The 16,458-nt window shown below is 60.5% G+C and carries 12 protein-coding genes and 1 pseudogene; 9 read left to right on the top strand and 4 right to left on the bottom strand.

Translation table 11 applies throughout. The features are described from left to right. Positions 1 to 87 precede the first annotated feature (87 nt). The 9 genes from BLU78_RS12630 to BLU78_RS12670 all read left to right on the top strand — a co-directional run bounded on the left by BLU78_RS12630 (position 88) and on the right by BLU78_RS12670 (position 11,658). Positions 88 to 582: a metallophosphoesterase family protein gene (locus BLU78_RS12630; RefSeq protein ID WP_020692819.1), complete on the top strand. Its 495-nt coding sequence runs from the start codon at positions 88 to 90 to the stop codon at positions 580 to 582. Positions 583 to 974: 392 nt separating this feature from the next. Further along, complete coding sequence (locus BLU78_RS12635) at positions 975 to 3,428, top strand: ATP-dependent Clp protease ATP-binding subunit (RefSeq protein WP_010266158.1); 2,454 nt, start codon at positions 975 to 977, stop codon at positions 3,426 to 3,428. Positions 3,429 to 3,579: 151 nt separating this feature from the next. Beyond that, positions 3,580 to 5,631 (top strand): sensor histidine kinase, encoded by a 2,052-nt coding sequence (locus tag BLU78_RS12640; protein ID WP_010266159.1) that lies wholly within the window; start codon positions 3,580 to 3,582, stop codon positions 5,629 to 5,631. Between the two features lie 113 nt (positions 5,632 to 5,744). Next, positions 5,745 to 7,103: an MATE family efflux transporter gene (locus BLU78_RS12645; RefSeq protein WP_010266160.1), complete on the top strand. Its 1,359-nt coding sequence runs from the start codon at positions 5,745 to 5,747 to the stop codon at positions 7,101 to 7,103. A gap of 38 nt (positions 7,104 to 7,141) precedes the next feature. Next, complete coding sequence (locus BLU78_RS12650; RefSeq protein WP_010266161.1) at positions 7,142 to 8,581, top strand: PSP1 domain-containing protein; 1,440 nt, start codon at positions 7,142 to 7,144, stop codon at positions 8,579 to 8,581. 4 nt (positions 8,582 to 8,585) lie between these two features. Further along, entirely contained in the window at positions 8,586 to 9,026 is a 441-nt protein-coding gene (locus tag BLU78_RS12655; RefSeq protein WP_010266163.1) for a hypothetical protein, read from the top strand. 149 nt (positions 9,027 to 9,175) lie between these two features. Then, positions 9,176 to 9,925, top strand: coding sequence for a tRNA (guanosine(46)-N7)-methyltransferase TrmB (gene trmB / locus BLU78_RS12660; RefSeq protein WP_010266164.1), 750 nt, complete (start codon positions 9,176 to 9,178; stop codon positions 9,923 to 9,925). Between the two features lie 237 nt (positions 9,926 to 10,162). Next, complete coding sequence (ung, locus tag BLU78_RS12665; RefSeq protein WP_010266166.1) at positions 10,163 to 10,825, top strand: uracil-DNA glycosylase; 663 nt, start codon at positions 10,163 to 10,165, stop codon at positions 10,823 to 10,825. 26 nt (positions 10,826 to 10,851) lie between these two features. After that, positions 10,852 to 11,658 carry a hypothetical protein gene (locus BLU78_RS12670; RefSeq protein ID WP_010266167.1) on the top strand — a complete coding sequence of 269 codons (807 nt, stop codon included), beginning with the start codon at positions 10,852 to 10,854 and terminating at the stop codon, positions 11,656 to 11,658. Positions 11,659 to 11,715: 57 nt separating this feature from the next. Here BLU78_RS12670 and BLU78_RS12675 read toward each other — a convergent pair whose 3' ends face one another. From BLU78_RS12675 to BLU78_RS12690, 4 genes and pseudogenes are all read right to left on the bottom strand, one after another. After that, positions 11,716 to 12,576 carry a sigma-70 family RNA polymerase sigma factor gene (locus BLU78_RS12675; protein ID WP_010266169.1) on the bottom strand — a complete coding sequence of 287 codons (861 nt, stop codon included), beginning with the start codon at positions 12,574 to 12,576 and terminating at the stop codon, positions 11,716 to 11,718. 57 nt (positions 12,577 to 12,633) lie between these two features. Then, positions 12,634 to 14,118, bottom strand: coding sequence for a Do family serine endopeptidase (locus tag BLU78_RS12680; RefSeq protein ID WP_010266171.1), 1,485 nt, complete (start codon positions 14,116 to 14,118; stop codon positions 12,634 to 12,636). Between the two features lie 175 nt (positions 14,119 to 14,293). After that, positions 14,294 to 15,598, bottom strand: a complete 1,305-nt coding sequence (gene metK, locus BLU78_RS12685; RefSeq protein WP_010266173.1) for a methionine adenosyltransferase — start codon at positions 15,596 to 15,598, stop codon at positions 14,294 to 14,296. Between the two features lie 527 nt (positions 15,599 to 16,125). After that, positions 16,126 to 16,458: pseudogene (locus tag BLU78_RS12690) on the bottom strand (MFS transporter); the annotation flags it as partial.

A 16,458-nucleotide genomic window follows, 5' to 3' on the forward strand; every position in this document is an offset into this window, starting at 1 on the left:
GGGTTAAAACAATCGTACATTAAATTGAAACGATCATACATATATCCGAATGCCGAAAAATCGTTACCTTTGCCCAAAACGAACCCCATGAAACGCATCGGTATCCTGTCCGACACCCACGGCACCTTCGACGAAACCCTGATGAATTTCTTCCGGGAGGTCGATGAAATCTGGCATGCGGGCGACATCGGATCGATCGAGCTGGCCGACCGGATCGCCGCCTTCAAACCGCTGAAAGCCGTGAGCGGCAACATCGACGGCGGCATGACACGCCGCGTCTACCCCCAGTTCCTCTCGTTCGAATGCGAGGGCGTCCGGGTGCTGATGACCCACATCGGAGGCTATCCGCGCCGCTACGATCCGCGCGCCGTGGCCAAAATCCAGTCCGTGCGCCCGAAGCTCTTCATCTCCGGGCACTCCCACATCCTCAAAGTGGCCTACGACCCCGTTTACGACCTGCTGGCAGTCAATCCCGGAGCCGCCGGAGAGTTCGGGTTCCACAAGGTCCGCACCGCCGTCCGGCTGGTGATCGACGGCGCGGAAATGCGTGACATGGAGGTCGGCGAATGGCCGCGAAAATAGAAAAATCGGATTTTCCGTGAGCGGAAAGAGCTAATTTACCCCGGCTTTTTCAGCTACCTTCCTACCTGAATGCAATTTATATACCCCAAAAAGCCGGAAACATACACCGGACGGACATCACTGATAACCAGAGTAATAAATAACGCATTCCGCCGGGACACCCCACAAAACGGCCCTGACTGAACACTTTCGGTCATCAAAAACCCAATACCGTCCATAATCGGCTGATAAACAGCTTACAGCCCCAGTCCTTAGGGTCGGAGCGGAAGGGCCCGAAACACGGAACATCCTAATAATCAACAGCGGCAGTTCGCACACCGAACAAAAACGCTCTCGCAATAATCACATACGCTTCGCCGTTAGTATAGCGAATTCATTAACGACGACGCAACATGCAACTGAAAATTTCAAAAACACTGGAGGGCATCATAGCCCGTTCGGCATTCAACACGACGAAGGCAGGTATGACGCATTCGCTGAAGGACTTTCTCACGCTGGAACTGCTCCGCGAAGAGGGTTCGCTTGCCTACCAGCTCTTATCCTCCCGTCTCAAAGACTGGGAGCTCTATCAGGTACGCCTGCGCATCGAACGCGAGATAATTTCCGTCAAAACACAAACGTCGCTCTCGCCGGAGGCTTTCTTCCGGGATTTCACCGAGGAGCTGCTCGCCACGTCGGGAGCGACCCGGAGCGTCTCGACCGCCCATGCGCTGCTGGCTATCGTCAAAGACCGCACGACCGCTACCGCGCGCGTATTGGAGATGTATCACGTAACCCCGGAAACCGTTGCCGAAGACCTGCAGAAGTTCTCCGTGGGCGATGACTTCCGTTCCGAAATACAGGTCCGCATGCTCGACTTCGGCGAGGAGAACAAACCGTCCGAGAAGGAGTCGGCGCACCTGCTGGACAAATTCGGCGTGAACCTCACGCGGCAGGCCCGCGAGGGCAAGATCGACCCCGTCGTGGGCCGTGAGCAGGAGATCGAGCGCGTGGTGCAGATACTCTCGCGCCGCAAGAAGAACAACCCGATCCTGATCGGCGAAGCCGGCGTCGGCAAAAGCGCCATCGTCGAAGGGCTGGCGCTGCGCATGGCGCGCGGCGAGGTGCCCTACACCATCGCCGACAAGACGCTCTTCTCGCTCGACGTCTCGTCGCTCGTGGCGGGCACGAAATTCCGCGGCGAATTCGAGGAGCGCATGCAACAGCTGATCGACGAACTGCGCAAGGCCAAGGACACGATCATCTTCATCGACGAGATCCACACCATCGTCGGCGCCGGCTCGACGCAGGGCAGCCTCGACACGGCCAACATTCTCAAACCGGCTCTGGCGCGCGGCGAACTGCAGACCATCGGCGCGACGACGCTCGACGAGTACCGCGAGAACATCGAGAGCGATTCGGCCCTCGAACGGCGTTTCCAGAAGGTGGTGATCGAGCCCACGACGCCCGAGCAGACGCTCCAAATCCTGCACAACATCGCTCCCCACTACGAGCGCCATCACAAGGTGCGCTACACCGAGGAGGCGTTGCAGGCGTGCGTGAACCTCACCGGACGCTACATCACCGACCGCTATTTCCCCGACAAGGCCATCGACGTCATGGACGAGGCCGGAGCGCGGGCCCACCTGCAGTCGGTGCGCGAGCCCGCGGAGCTGCAGGCCATGAAGACGGCGCTCTGCGAGGCCAAGCGCGAACGCCGCGAAGCGGTCGAAGCGCTGGTCTACGAGAAAGCCGCGTCGGCACGCATGCGTGAGATCGCGCTGCGCTCGAAACTGGGCGAAACCAGCGCCGAGTGGAAGCGCTCGCTCGAGGACAACCCCGTGAATATCACCGCGGAGCACATCCAGCAGGTCATCACGGCAATGACGGGCATCCCGGCCGAGCGAATCTCGGGCGGCGAGATGACCCGCCTGCAAACCCTGCGCGAACACCTCGCCCGGCGCGTGGTGGGACAGCAGGAGGCCGTGGAGAAAATCTCGCGGACGATCCGGCGCTCGCGCGCGGGCCTGAAAGACGAGAACCGCCCCATCGGAGTCTTCCTCTTCGTGGGTCCCACGGGCGTGGGCAAGACGCTGCTGGCCAAGGAGGTGTCGAAATGGCTGTTCGACGAGCACCGCGGACTGATCCGTATCGACATGAGCGAGTACGGCGAGAAACACAACGTGGCGCGCCTGATCGGCTCGCCCCCCGGATACGTCGGTTACGGCGAAGGAGGCCAGTTAACAGAGGCCGTGCGTCGTCAGCCCTACGCCGTGGTGCTCTTCGACGAGATCGAGAAGGCCCATCCCGAGGTTTTCAACGCCATGCTGCAGATCTTCGACGAAGGGCACCTGACCGACGGCTCGGGACGCAAGGTCGACTTCCGCAACACGATCATCATCATGACCTCGAACGTGGGTTCGCGGGACGTGGTCCGGAAATCGGTGCAGGTGGGTTACAGCACCACCTCGAAGAGCGCCGTGGCCGACCTGACGCCCCAGAGCGAGTACCGCAAGGCGCTGGAACAGACCTTCGCCCCGGAGTTCCTCAACCGGATCGACGACATCATCCTGTTCCGCACGCTGGAGATCGGCGACGTGGAGCGTATCATCGAACTGGAGCTTCAGGGATTGCTCAACCGCACGAAGCGGCTGGGCTACAAGGTGAAGATCACCGAAGGCGCCAAGCGCCGCCTGGCGGCCATGGGCTACGAATCGCGCTACGGCGTCCGTTCGCTGAAGCGGACGCTGATGGACAACGTCGAGGAACCTTTGTCGGCGCTGATCATCGACGGCAAGCTCCACGAGGGCGACACCGTGGTCGTGGAATCGGACAAAGCCCACGGCGTGAAACTGCGCGTGGCCTGACCCGCATCGTGACTCCCCAGGGAGGCAGGGAAATGTTCCCTGTCTCCCTGTTTTTCGGTCTTCCCGCGATCATTTTCGACGAAAAATAGGGCTGTTTTTTATATTTATTGTTAAATTTGCAAAATTCTTCAAACGCCTTTTTGAAACCGTTATGCGCCCGATTATCTCGAAGGCCCTCTCCGGGGCCGTATTCCTGACAATCTGCGCCGCCCTGACGGCGCATTCCGCATCCCCGGCAACCGACAGTCTGCAAACGGCGCTTTCCGGCGCCCGCACCGCAGACGAACGGGAACAGATTTACGTTCAACTGGCCGACCTCAGCACCGACAGCTTTGAAACAGCCGTCTCCTTTTGGGAGAAGGCGCTCGCCGAAGCCCGCGAGGCCGGCGACGACTACGGCTGCCGCGAAGCCTTGGACCGGCTCGTGCAAAACCTGGCATCCCGGGAGCCCGAACGGGCCCTGGAATATGTCCGCCTGGCCGACAGCCTCCTTCCCGAACCCCGCCACGCCCTGTTCCGCGCATCGCTCAACACCTGCTGGCTCTGGAAACAGATGATCGCCGCCAATTCGTTCGAAGCGACGGATCACACGCTGGCGAAACTCCGGGAAAAGAAACCGGGCGACCTCACGCCCGAAGAGCTGATCGAAATGGAATTTCTGACGGGACTTTCGATCGACTATCAGTCGATCGCCGCCGAGGCCTACGGCAACATTCCGTATGCGATTCCCTATGTGGAACAGGCGCTCGAAAAGCTCGAAAAATACCCGCTCGACGAGCGCGTCCATTTCGAAAAACTCTGCCGCGAGGAGCTCAGCGACCTCTATTCATACGCCGAAGACAGGCGGGCGGCCCGCGAACTCGAAAAATGCCTCGCCCTGCACCGTGCGTGGCTAGCGATGGACACCCGTTTCGACCGCCCCCACCGCGACACGACGGAATACCCGATGCGGATTTACGGCAAGATGGTCTTCCTGCTCGACCTCATTCCGCGGGAACAGCTCTCCGAATATTACGACAAATGCATGCGGCTGGCCCGGGAGCGGAACGACCGCGAGGAGATTTACAGGACCAGCGCCCGCTATTACCAATGCACAGGCGACAACGAACGGGCCGCGGCCTATGTGGATTCGGTGCTGACCTACTATGCCCAAACCGGCAAAAAGGCGGACCTCGGCTCCATCTACATGGCGCAGTCGCACATGTATGAAGCGGCCGGCAATTACGAAAAGGCGCTCAAAGCCGTGCGGGAGGGCAACGAATACCGCTATCACAACCGCATGGACGAAGCGCAGCGGAACCTGGCCGAGATGCAGACCTTGCTCAACGTCGACCGCCTCGAGCTCGAAAAGGCCCGGCTGGCGATGCGCAACAAACGTCACCTGCTCATCGCCAGCGGCATCGTCCTGCTGCTTCTGGCCGGTTGGGGCGTCTATCTGGGCATCATGGTCCGGCGGCTGAAACGGGCGAAACGGCTGTCGCACGCCGCCCACGAGGAGGCGCAGCGCCAGAGCTGCCGCGCCCAGGAGAGCGAGAAGATGAAGACGGCGTTCATCAACTCGATGTGCCACGAGATACGCACGCCCCTGAACGCCATCAACGGTTTTTCGGAACTGATGCTGACCGAGGAAGACCCCGCAACCCGGCATCTGTATCAGGAAGAGATACGGAAAAGCACCGCGTCCCTGACATCGCTGCTCGAAAACATGCTGGAACTCTCGAAACTCATCAGCACCGAGGAACTCCTTCCGCTGGCCGAGACCGACGTCTGCCTGATCTGCGCCGAACGGCTGGAACTGCAAAAGGCGCTGAACGCAAATCCATCCGTAGAATATAGTTTCGAGTCGATAGAGGGGGGGGGTTCATGCGTCGTGCCGACCAATGCGGTCTACCTGACGCGCGTCATCGACAACCTGTTGCAGAACGCGGCCAAATTCACCGCCGCAGGGCGCGTCACCCTCGCCTGCCACGACGACCGGACGAACCGCATGCTGCGCATCAGCGTCAGCGACACGGGCATCGGCATCCCGCCCGAAAAACGGGAGTGGGTCTTCGAACGCTTCACCAAGGTCGATCCCTTCAAACCCGGAACGGGCATCGGGCTCTACCTCTGCCGGCTGGTGGTCACCCGCCTGGGCGGCGACATCCACGTCTGCCCCGAGTACGAGGGAGGCTGCTGTATCCGCATCAGCCTGCCCTACTGATCCCCGGCACAGACCTTTCCGCGCCCTTCCGACGGTTTTTACGCCCCGGGAGGGCGCGTTCGATTGCATTCCCGCCGGAAATACCTATCTTTGCACCTTAAAACCCGAATCGAATGTACAGTTTCGCGACATACAAAGACCAGTACAAGGCCAACCTGAAACTGGCGCTGCCCGTGGTGCTCACGCAGTTGGGGCAAATACTGACGCAGGTAGCCGACAACCTGATGGTCGGCCGCTACGGCGGCGACGACCCCACGCCGCTGGCCGCCGTGTCGTTCGGCGGCGCGGTCTTCTTCATCCTCTTCATCGCCGCCATCGGCATCGCGCTCGGCATGACGCCCCTCGTGGGCGAACTCTACGCCCAGGGCGACCGCGAAAAATCGGCGGGCCTGCTGCAGAACGGCATTCTCTTCTACGGGGCGCTGGGCCTGGCGATGGCCGTCGTGCAGTATGCCGCCATCCCGCTGCTGTACCACCTCGGCCAGCCCGCCGAAGTGGTCGACATGGCCATTCCCTACTACAAGATGCTGGTTTACAGCATGCCTTTCATCATGCTGTTCTTCACCTTCAAACAGTTTCTCGAGGGCGTGGGCAACACCAAAGTCGAAATGGCGGTCACGATCGTCGCCAACCTGGCGAACATCGGTTTCAACTGGGTTTTCATCTACGGCCGCTACGGATTCCCCGAGATGGGCGCCGAAGGTGCGGGCCTCGGTACGCTGATGTCGCGCATCATCGCCCCGATCCTGATGGTCGCCTACTTCTACAGCCGCCACAAATACCGCGCATATCTCGACGGATTCTCACCCCGCAACTACTCGTGGGCCACGGTCAGGAAGCTGCTGCACATGGGCCTGCCGATCTCGCTGCAGATGTTCCTCGAAGCCTCGGCCTTCGTCGGCACGGGGATCATGATGGGATGGTTCAACAAGGAGACCATGAGCGCCAACCAGATCGCCACGACCATCGGCAACTGCGCCTTCATGATCGTCATGTCGATCGGCGCCGCCACCACCATCCGCGTATCGCACTGCTACGGGGCGCGCAACATCGGCGAACTGTCGCTGGCGGCCAAGGCGTCGTACCACCTCGTGCTGGCGTGGAACGCTTTTGCGGCCATCGTCTTCATCACGATGCGCAACATCATCCCGACCTTCTTCACCTCGAATGCCGAGGTGATCGCCATCGCCTCGCAGCTGATGGTCTTCGCCGCGCTCTACCAGCTTTCGGACGGCATTCAAAACGTCTCGGTGGGCATCCTGCGGGGTATTCAGGACGTGAAGATCATCATGCCCATCGCCTTCGTGTCGTACTGGCTGCTGAACCTCCCGGTGGGCTATCTCTTCGGCTTCACGATGGGCATGGGACCCTCGGGACTCTTCCTCGGCTTCTCGTTCGGACTCTCGGCCGCCGCCGCGATGATGATCCTGCGCATCCGCCGCAGCATACGCAAACTCTACGTGACAAAATAAAATATTTTTTCGTATCTTTACGCAAATTATACCCACCAATGGATACCGAAAAACAACATACAGGCGCCTGCAAACCCGAAGTGGGCCGCGGATGCGCCTTCTGCAACTGCGGCTCGGAGCCCGAAGCCAAGCTCTGCGACGGCTGCTTCAAGCTCCACGAGACCCCCTGGCTCGAGGAGTATCCGGTCAACGTGCCGACCGACATCGTGGAGGTGCGTTTCAAAAATACCCGCCGCGCATTCTACCAGAACGCCAACAACCTGCCTCTCAAACGGGGCGACATCGTGGCCGTCGAAGCGTCGCCGGGCCACGACATCGGCGTCGTGTCGCTCACGGGCGACCTCGTGGCGCGGCAGATGCGCCGCACGGGCTTCAACCCTTTCAACGGCGAATACAAAAAGATTTACCGCAAGGCCAAACCCTACGACATCGAGAAGTGGCAGGAGGCCATCGCGCTGGAACACGAAACGATGATCGCCTCGCGCCAGATCGCCGCCGACATGGGACTGAACATGAAGATCGGCGACGTGGAGTATCAGGGCGACAAGATCAAAGCCATTTTCTACTACATCGCCGACGAACGCGTCGATTTCCGCGAGCTCATCAAAGTCTTCGCCGAGCGGTTCCACATCCGGATCGAGATGAAGCAGATCGGCGCCCGCCAGGAAGCGGGACGCATCGGCGGGCTGGGCGCCTGCGGCCGCGAGCTGTGCTGCGCGTCGTGGATGTCGAGCTTCTCGAGCGTCACCACGGGCGCCGCCCGCGTGCAGGACATCTCGCTCAACCCCCAAAAGCTGGCCGGGCAGTGTTCGAAGCTCAAATGCTGCATGATGTACGAATACGACACCTACGTCGATGCCCGCAAGGAGTTCCCGCGGCTGCGCGAACCGCTGCAAGCCGCCGAGGGCGAATGGTTCTGCGTCAAAAGCGACGTGCTGGCGGGCACGATGACCTTCTCGTCGTCGAAAGACGCGATGGCCAACGTCACCACGCTGCCTGTCTCGCGCGTGCGGGAGATCATGGCGCTGAACCGCCAGGGCAAGAAGGTCGATCGGCTGCAGAACGCCGACGACATCCGTCCGGCAGTCGAAGAGCCTACCTACCGCTCCGAGGAGGACAGCATCACCCGCTTCGACCAAGCCAAGCGTCGCAACAAGCGCGGAGGCCGCAACAATAACAACAAGGGCCGCGGCGAGCGTCCGCAGCAGGAAGGCGGCGGGAACAACCGCCAGGAGGCTTCGGGAGAAGCGCGCGAGGAGCGCCAGCGCCGCCCGCAGCGCCCGAACAACGGCAACAACGGCGGTGAACGGCCCCGCAGCAACCATCCCGAGGGTAACAACGGTCCCCGCGCGCCCCGCGAGAACAACGGCAACCGGGAGGGCGGCAACCGCAGCCGCAACAACCGCCGGCGCCGCGGCAATGGAGGCAACGGAGGCGGAAATACCGGCAACAACGGCGGAACGCCCCAGAACCAATAACACGGTGAGAACTTCGGCACGGCATATCGCCGCGGCCACGGCGGCCGCGCTGCTGGCCGGAGGGTGCGTCTCGCCCCACCAGTCGGCAGCTACGGATGTCGATCCGTTCCGTTGGGAACGGGGCGCCGAAATCCGCCTGCCGAATGCCGATACCGTGAGCCTGCGCGACGCGGAGGTGTTCCTGCGGTGCAACGACCGCTTCGCCGAAGACACGCTGACGCTCCGCATAGCGACCATCGCCCCCGACTCGCTCCGCTTCGAGGAGCCGTTCCTGCTGGTCATCCCCCGCGGCGAAAGCCCGGCACCGCTGATGCGCGAGGTCGCCGTACCCTACCGCATCCGCATCCGTTTCACACAGAGCGGCGACTACCGCTGCATCCTCACGCCGACACGTCCCGTCCGCGGGGTCGAGGCCGTGGGCGTGAACATCGAGAAAAGCGAATGAACCGTCGGCAACGTACACCGTCTCCCACCCTGCGTGAGGGCCGGGGTGGGGTCAGATTTGCAAACGCGGCGGTACGCCGCGAAGAGCAGCCAACGACGACGCCATTGCGATCGCCCCGAATTACTACTTAGATAACTGTCTGATCACTTATGGGCAAAGACAAGCTCCGGAGGTTCCGCGAGAATCTCAGTTTCGAATGTTTCGTACAACCCGAATTCGACGAGGTGTTCCACCGCGACCACCCGTTGAAAGGGAACTGGCGCCGCGATTTTTTCCGCAACGACAATCCCATCGTGCTGGAGCTGGGCTGCGGCAAGGGTGAATACACCGTGGCGCTGGCCGAACGCGATCCGATGCGCAACTACATCGGCATCGACATCAAAGGGGCCCGCATGTGGCGGGGCGCCCGGACCGCCACCGACCGCAGGATGCACAACGTGGGCTTCCTGCGCACCCGCATCGAGTTCATCAACGCGCTGTTCGCCGAAGGCGAAGTCGCCGAGATCTGGATCACCTTCCCCGATCCGCAGCTCAAAACGCGCCGGGCCCGCAAGCGGCTCACCTCGCCCGTCTATCTGGCTTACTACGCCCGCCTGCTCGAACCCGGCGGGGCCATCAACCTCAAAACCGACTCCAAACACCTCTACGCCTATACCAACGAGGTGATCCGCCGTTTCGGGCTTCCCTGCGAGGTATCCGAACCGGACATCTACGGCACGGGCTACGCCGACGAGGTGCTTTCGATCAAAACCGCCTACGAAACGCTCTTCCTCGGCATGGGGCTTCCGATCACCTACACGCGCTTCTCGCTCGGCGACCGCCGCGATTTCCCGTGGTTCGACTGGGAGGGCGACGACGAAACGGAAAAGGACAGCGAAGCCGAACGGCAGCGCCGGTAATCCGTCCTCGGCACCCGGCCGCTGCAACGGGGCGGATTCCGCGAACTGAGCCGCAGCGCGACCGTCCGATGGATTCGGTGACCGTCCCGGCCGGAACAGCCGCCGTGAAGCGCGCGGCCCGAGCGTCCCGCACCCCGGAGAGGGAGGGGGGGGGTATCGGCCGTTTTTGGCGTTAACCGAATTTTTCACTATATTTATCCGACCGAAAACGAACAGAAACCCCTATTCCGAAATATCATGGATGTAAAGATTGCCTCCGACTGGAAAGAGATCCTCGCCCCCGAATTTGAAAAGCCCTATTTTGCCCAGCTCACGGAGTTCGTGCGGCAGGAGTATGCCTCACGGCGCATCTTTCCCCGCGGCAGCAACATCTTCCGGGCTTTCGACAAATGCCCGTTCGAGAAGCTGAAAGTGGTCGTCATCGGCCAGGACCCCTACCACGGTCCCGGACAGGCCAACGGACTCTGCTTCTCGGTGGCGGACGGCGTTCCGTTCCCGCCCTCGCTCCAAAACATCTTCAAAGAGGTCGCCGACGACACCGGCACGCCCGTACCCCCGACGGGCAACCTCGACCGCTGGGCCGAGCAGGGGGTGCTGCTGCTCAACGCCGTACTGACGGTCCGCGCCCACGAAGCGGCCTCGCATGCCGGACACGGCTGGGAAACTTTCACCGACGCCGTGGTCCGGGCCATCGCCGAACGCAAGCAAAACATCGTCTATATGCTCTGGGGCAGCTACGCCCAGCGGAAAGGCGCCATCGCCGATCCCGGGCAAAACCTGATCCTCAAAGCCGTCCATCCCTCGCCGCTGTCGGTCTACCGGGGGTTCTTCGGCTGCCGTCACTTCTCGCGCGCCAACGAATACCTCCGCTCTGTCGGCAAAGAGCCGATCGTGTGGTAAAAAACCCTTAAAATAACGACCTTCGGATGAGACACTTCGCACTACTGATCGCAGCAGCGCTGCTGATGCTTGCACCCCAGGCCCTCCGGGCACACGATTACGAAGACGCCACGATGCGCTTCATCGTTCCCGACGATTACACCTACCAGGCCTTCAACAACGAAACGCAGGGCATCACGGGCTTCACGGCTGAAAAGGAGGGCGTCCAAACCACCCTTTTCCGCTTCTCAACCAACAAATGGATCGACCGTTCGAGCTGCCTTTCGCAGCGCGACGACAAATGGCTGCCCTCACTGGCAAAACTCCCCCTCATCAGCCAGTCCACCCCGCTCTGGAAGCGCTACGACAAAGTGAGCGACTACCGCACGGACAAGGGCTACCTCCGGGTCTACCGTTACGTCGACCGCAAGGGAATCGGTTTTCTGGTCGCCGAAAGCAAGGATGCGGATTGGGAACATGCCGACCGGGTCGCCTCCGGTCAGCGCTACAAGGTGACGGCGGGCTACCTCCTCGACCGGGGCTGGTACCTGCTCTCGAAACTGCTGGGCTACCTCGCACTCGCGTTCGCCGGGTTATATGTGATCTTCGCCCTGCGGGAGAACGCCCGCAATACCCGGATGTGGACGGTCCTGCTGCTGATCGCCATAGCAGGCGGCCTGCTGATCTGGTTCGAGCCGTTCTTCGGACGGAAGCTGTGGATGATCGTCACAGCCATCAGCCTCGGCGTCTGCGTTTCCGCGTTCGACGGCCCGGACTCGGACTCCTCCGGCGACGACGGCGATTCGGGCGGCGGCTACGACGGGACCGGCACCACGATCCACTACGACGTATAAAAAAAAAGAATCCGGACGCCTCGGGCATCCGGATTCTTTCATTCTCAAAGCAAGGTACTATCCCAAATAGGATTTCAGCAGTTTGCTGCGCGACGAGTGGCGGAGGCGGCGGATAGCCTTCTCCTTGATCTGGCGCACGCGCTCGCGCGTCAGGTCGAACTTCTCGCCGATCTCCTCGAGGGTCATCTCCGAGGTGCCGATGCCGAAGAAATATTTGATGATGTCGCGCTCACGCTCCGTCAGGGTCTCCAGCGCGCGGTCCACCTCCGTCGACAGCGACTCGTTGATCAGTCCGCGGTCGGCATTGGGCGAATCGGGATTCACCAGCACGTCCAGCAGCGAATTGTCCTCGCCGTCGGCGAACGGGGCGTCCACCGAAACGTGGCGGCCGGCGACACGCAGCGTGTCCGTGACCTTCTCCTTCGGGAGTTCCAGTTCCGTGGCCAGCTCCTCGGGCGAGGGCGTGCGCTCGTGCTCCTGTTCGAAGCGGGCGAACGCCTTGTTGATCTTGTTCAGCGACCCCACCTGGTTCAGCGGCAGGCGCACGATGCGCGACTGCTCGGCCAAAGCCTGGAGGATCGACTGGCGAATCCACCACACGGCATAGGAGATGAACTTGAAGCCGCGGGTCTCGTCGAACTTCTCGGCGGCCTTGATCAGTCCGAGGTTGCCCTCGTTGATCAGGTCCGGAAGGCTCAATCCCTGGTTCTGGTATTGCTTGGCTACGGACACCACGAAGCGCAGGTTGGCTTTGGTCAGCTTCTCGAGCGCTTCCTGGTCTCCTTTTTTAATTCGCTGGGCGAGTTCCACCTCCTCCTCGACCGTGATGAGCTCCTCCTTGCCGATTTCCTGCAAGTACTTGTCCAGCGAGGCGCTTTCGCGGTTGGTGATGGACTTTGTGATTTTTAATTGACGCATATTTATTCTAACTACCTAAAAAATTATTTCACTGCAAAAACCCGCCCGGGTCCGCACCTACTCCACCAGCGTATAGCTTGCCGAGCGTCCGTTGGGATAGACGCCGTCGATCGACGTGACCTTCTCCGTCATCCGCTGCATGTCGCCTAACGAATAGACCGGGCGGTCGTTGATGTGAGTAATTACAAATCCCTGCTTAACACGGGCACGGGCCAGAATTCCGTCGGCCTTGATGCCGACCACCTGTACGCCGCCCTTGATGTCGAGCTCGCGGCACAGTTTGGCGCCCGCATCGGCGAACTTACCTCCGAGGGCCTCGACCACGTCGACATCCTCCTTGGTAACCAATTCCGTTTTACCAGCCTTATTACGCAAAGTAACGTCAAATTGTTTCACTTTGCCGTCTCTTTTTACCGACAATTTAACCGTATCATTAGGTCGGCGTTTGGCAACCTGCTCCTGGAGCGTCGAGGGATCGGTGACTTTCACGCCGTCGATGTCCAGAATGATGTCGCCCTTGCGGATTCCGGCCTCCGAAGCCGAGCCGCCCTCGATCACGCCGGCCACATAGGCCCCGCCGAGCTCTTTGATGCCGAGTTCCTTGCCCTCCTCGTCGAGGAAGTCCTGATCCACGACGCGGAACTGGATGCCCAGCAGCGCGCGCTGCACGACGCCGAACTCTTTGAGATCCATTACGACCTTCTTGACGATCGACTCGGGGATGGCGAACGAATAGCCCACATAGCTGCCCGTCTGCGACTTGATGAGCGTATTGATGCCCACCAGCTCACCGTGCGTGTTGACCAGCGCGCCGCCCGAGTTGCCGGGATTCACCGCCGCGTCGGTCTGGATGAACGCCTCGATGCGGAAGTCGTTGGGAATGACGCCCAGCTGACGCGCCTTGGCGCTCACGATGCCGGCCGTGATGGTCGACTGCAGGTCGAACGGCGAACCGATCGCCAGCACCCACTCGCCCAGACGCAGGGCGTCGGACGATCCGAAAGCCAGCGTCGGCAGCCCCTCGGCCTCGACTTTCAGCAGGGCAAGGTCCGTCGCCGAATCCTTGCCGATGAGCTTGGCGTCGAACGAACGGCCGTCGTTGAGTTTCACTTTGAGTTTCGAGGCGCCGTCCACCACGTGATTGTTCGTGACGATGTACCCGTCCTCCGAAATAATGACGCCCGAACCGCCCGCACGCTGTTCGCGGTACTGCGGACGTCCGTCGCCGCGGCCGTAGTCCTGCGGAATGCCGAAGAACTCCAGGAACGGATCGTAACCGCCCCGGCGCTGGGGCATCTCGACCTGCTGGATGGCCTCGATGTTCACGACGGCCTTCACCGCATTCTCGGCGGCATAGGTCAGGTCGGGATACTGCTCGGCCTGATAAGAGGTAAACTGCGCGCCCAACGCGGGGGTGCGTTCCACCTCGCGCTCGACATATTGTACCGAATCACTGCGGTCGCCCGCAACGGTCCACGCCGTAAGTCCGCCGGCTGCGGCCGACACGGCGACGATTCCTAAAATTAAAAATGCCTTTTTCATAATAAATTAAAGTGGTTAAGTTCTATTAATCAGAGGCAACTTCATTACATAAGCTATGCGTTTAGATTTCAATTTCGTAGGACAAACGCACAATAACGTCCGGTTAGTATGTCCTTTTCGCACAAAAATCGGGACATCCTGAGCGGACATCCCGATTTTTCAGTGTATCCGTCCGTTAAAGGCCGAATTCCCGTTTGATCTGCTCCACGGCGTCGAGTTTTTCCCAGCCGAAGAATTCGATCTCACGCTCGACCTCGGCGCCGTTCTCCCAAACCTTTTCGGTCTTCGTATAGGGACGGTTTCCGAAATGTCCGTAGGATGCCGTGGCCTCGAAAATCGGGTTTTTCAGCCCGAAACGCTTCACGATGGCCGCGGGACGCAGGTCGAAGAGCTTGCCGATGCGGCGGGCGATCTCACCGTCGGTCATGCCCTTCAACGCCTCGGGACGGGGCGAATTGTAGGTCTCGACGTAGATCGACAGCGGTTCGGCGATGCCGATGGCATACGACAGCTCCACCAATACCTGTTCTGCGACGCCCGCCGCCACGAGGTTCTTGGCGATGTGCCGCGCGGCATAGGCCGCCGAGCGGTCCACCTTCGAGGAGTCCTTGCCCGAGAATGCGCCGCCGCCGTGTGCGCCGCGGCCGCCGTAGGTGTCGACGATGATCTTGCGGCCCGTAAGGCCCGTATCCCCGTGGGGACCGCCGATCACGAACTTGCCCGTGGGATTCACGTGCAGGATGTAGTCGTCGCCGATCAGCTCCGCCAACTGGTCTCCGGCCCGCTCGAGGCGCGCCTTGACGCGCGGAATGAGGATCGTGCGCACGTCCTCGCGGATCTTCTCCTGCATCTGCTTCTCCGCCTCTTTCTCGCTGCGGCCCTCTCCCGGGAGGATGAACTCGTCGTGCTGCGTCGAAACGACGATCGTATGCACGCGCAGCGGCTTGTTCGTCGCCTCGTCGTACTCGATCGTCACCTGCGACTTCGAGTCGGGGCGCAGATAGGTCATCACCTCGCCTTCGCGGCGGATGACGGCCAGTTCCTTCAGGATTACGTGCGAGAGGATCAGCGTCGCAGGCATCATCTCGCGGGTCTCGTTGCAGGCGTAGCCGAACATGATGCCCTGGTCGCCGGCGCCCTGCTCCTCCTCGGCTTCGCGGACGACGCCCTGGTTGATGTCCGACGACTGTTCGTGGATGGCCGACAGGATGCCGCACGAATTGCAGTCGAACTGATACTCGCTCTTGGTGTAGCCGATGCGCTCGATCACGCGGCGCGTGACGGCCTGCACGTCGACGTACGCCTCCGAGCGCACTTCTCCAGCCACGACCACGAGGCCCGTGGTGCAGAGGGTTTCGCACGCCACTTTCGAGTTGGCGTCGCGGCGCAGGAATTCGTCGAGGATTGCGTCGGAAATCTGATCCGAAACTTTATCGGGATGCCCCTCGGACACCGACTCCGATGTAAATAAAAAGCCCATTTTCATACATTTTAATGGTTAAACGTATAAAATGGGAAAAATTGGCTGCTTGGAAATAAAAAATGTGCTGCTTTAGCGATTTTTTATTGTGGTTTGCAATCAGTCAAATCTTTCCACATTTCCCCGCTTGACAGACGGGACCGCAAAGATAGGTATAATTTCGGAGAATCCAAAACAATGTGCGCATCCTGCGGCGGCCGGATGGAACGATTTTTTCCTACCCTTGTTTCCGACAACATTCCAGCCTTCTATGAAAAAGCTCCTTTTTTGCCCTGTGCATGCTCCTCACGGCCGCAACGTCCGGGTCCGGGGCTGGCTGACCGGCGACCTTTTCATCGACAGACGTTTCTACGGAGAGGTATCGCTCCGAATGCAATAACAAATCCCCGGTTTCTTCGCGAAAACGGGATTAAGAAAATGTAACGATCCGAATTATCGGATCGTTACATTTTTGTATTCGCGGACTTCCATCTGTAAGGTATCCTTTCAATCGGCGACTTCGGAGTATCGAATTCTGTCAATGGTTTTTATCCTATTTCGGCCGATTTCTTTCGGTTCAACAGGGGCAGTATGAACGATATCACGGACGCCGCGATCCAGAAGAACGCGACGGGTCCGAAGTCGTAGTGCCTGGCTCCGTCAGCCGTTACCGATATGTTCGCATCGATAAGCCATCCTGAGGCCACGTCCTGAATTCCCGCGGCACAGTAGGATGCCATTCCGACGATTCCCAGTGCGGCTCCCGTCGCCTTCCGGGGCACGATGTCCACGGCCATCAGCCCTCCGAGGAAGCAGATCAGCACGCCGATGGCTATTCCGAACAGCACCATCGAGAGTACGTTCACCCACATGGCATCACC

This window comes from Alistipes timonensis JC136, from assembly GCF_900107675.1.
GTDB lineage: Bacteria > Bacteroidota > Bacteroidia > Bacteroidales > Rikenellaceae > Alistipes > Alistipes timonensis.

What these genes read in the sequence shown, in the direction of transcription:
- BLU78_RS12680 (WP_010266171.1), bottom strand. Translation starts at nt 14,118, where the DNA reads ATGAAAAAGGCATTTTTAATTTTAGGAATCGTCGCCGTGTCGGCCGCA.
- BLU78_RS12645 (WP_010266160.1), top strand. Translation starts at nt 5,745, where the DNA reads ATGTACAGTTTCGCGACATACAAAGACCAGTACAAGGCCAACCTGAAA.
- BLU78_RS12650 (WP_010266161.1), top strand. Translation starts at nt 7,142, where the DNA reads ATGGATACCGAAAAACAACATACAGGCGCCTGCAAACCCGAAGTGGGC.
- BLU78_RS12640 (WP_010266159.1), top strand. Translation starts at nt 3,580, where the DNA reads ATGCGCCCGATTATCTCGAAGGCCCTCTCCGGGGCCGTATTCCTGACA.
- metK (WP_010266173.1), bottom strand. Translation starts at nt 15,598, where the DNA reads ATGGGCTTTTTATTTACATCGGAGTCGGTGTCCGAGGGGCATCCCGAT.
- BLU78_RS12635 (WP_010266158.1), top strand. Translation starts at nt 975, where the DNA reads ATGCAACTGAAAATTTCAAAAACACTGGAGGGCATCATAGCCCGTTCG.
- BLU78_RS12675 (WP_010266169.1), bottom strand. Translation starts at nt 12,576, where the DNA reads ATGCGTCAATTAAAAATCACAAAGTCCATCACCAACCGCGAAAGCGCC.
- BLU78_RS12630 (WP_020692819.1), top strand. Translation starts at nt 88, where the DNA reads ATGAAACGCATCGGTATCCTGTCCGACACCCACGGCACCTTCGACGAA.
- BLU78_RS12670 (WP_010266167.1), top strand. Translation starts at nt 10,852, where the DNA reads ATGAGACACTTCGCACTACTGATCGCAGCAGCGCTGCTGATGCTTGCA.
- ung (WP_010266166.1), top strand. Translation starts at nt 10,163, where the DNA reads ATGGATGTAAAGATTGCCTCCGACTGGAAAGAGATCCTCGCCCCCGAA.
- trmB (WP_010266164.1), top strand. Translation starts at nt 9,176, where the DNA reads ATGGGCAAAGACAAGCTCCGGAGGTTCCGCGAGAATCTCAGTTTCGAA.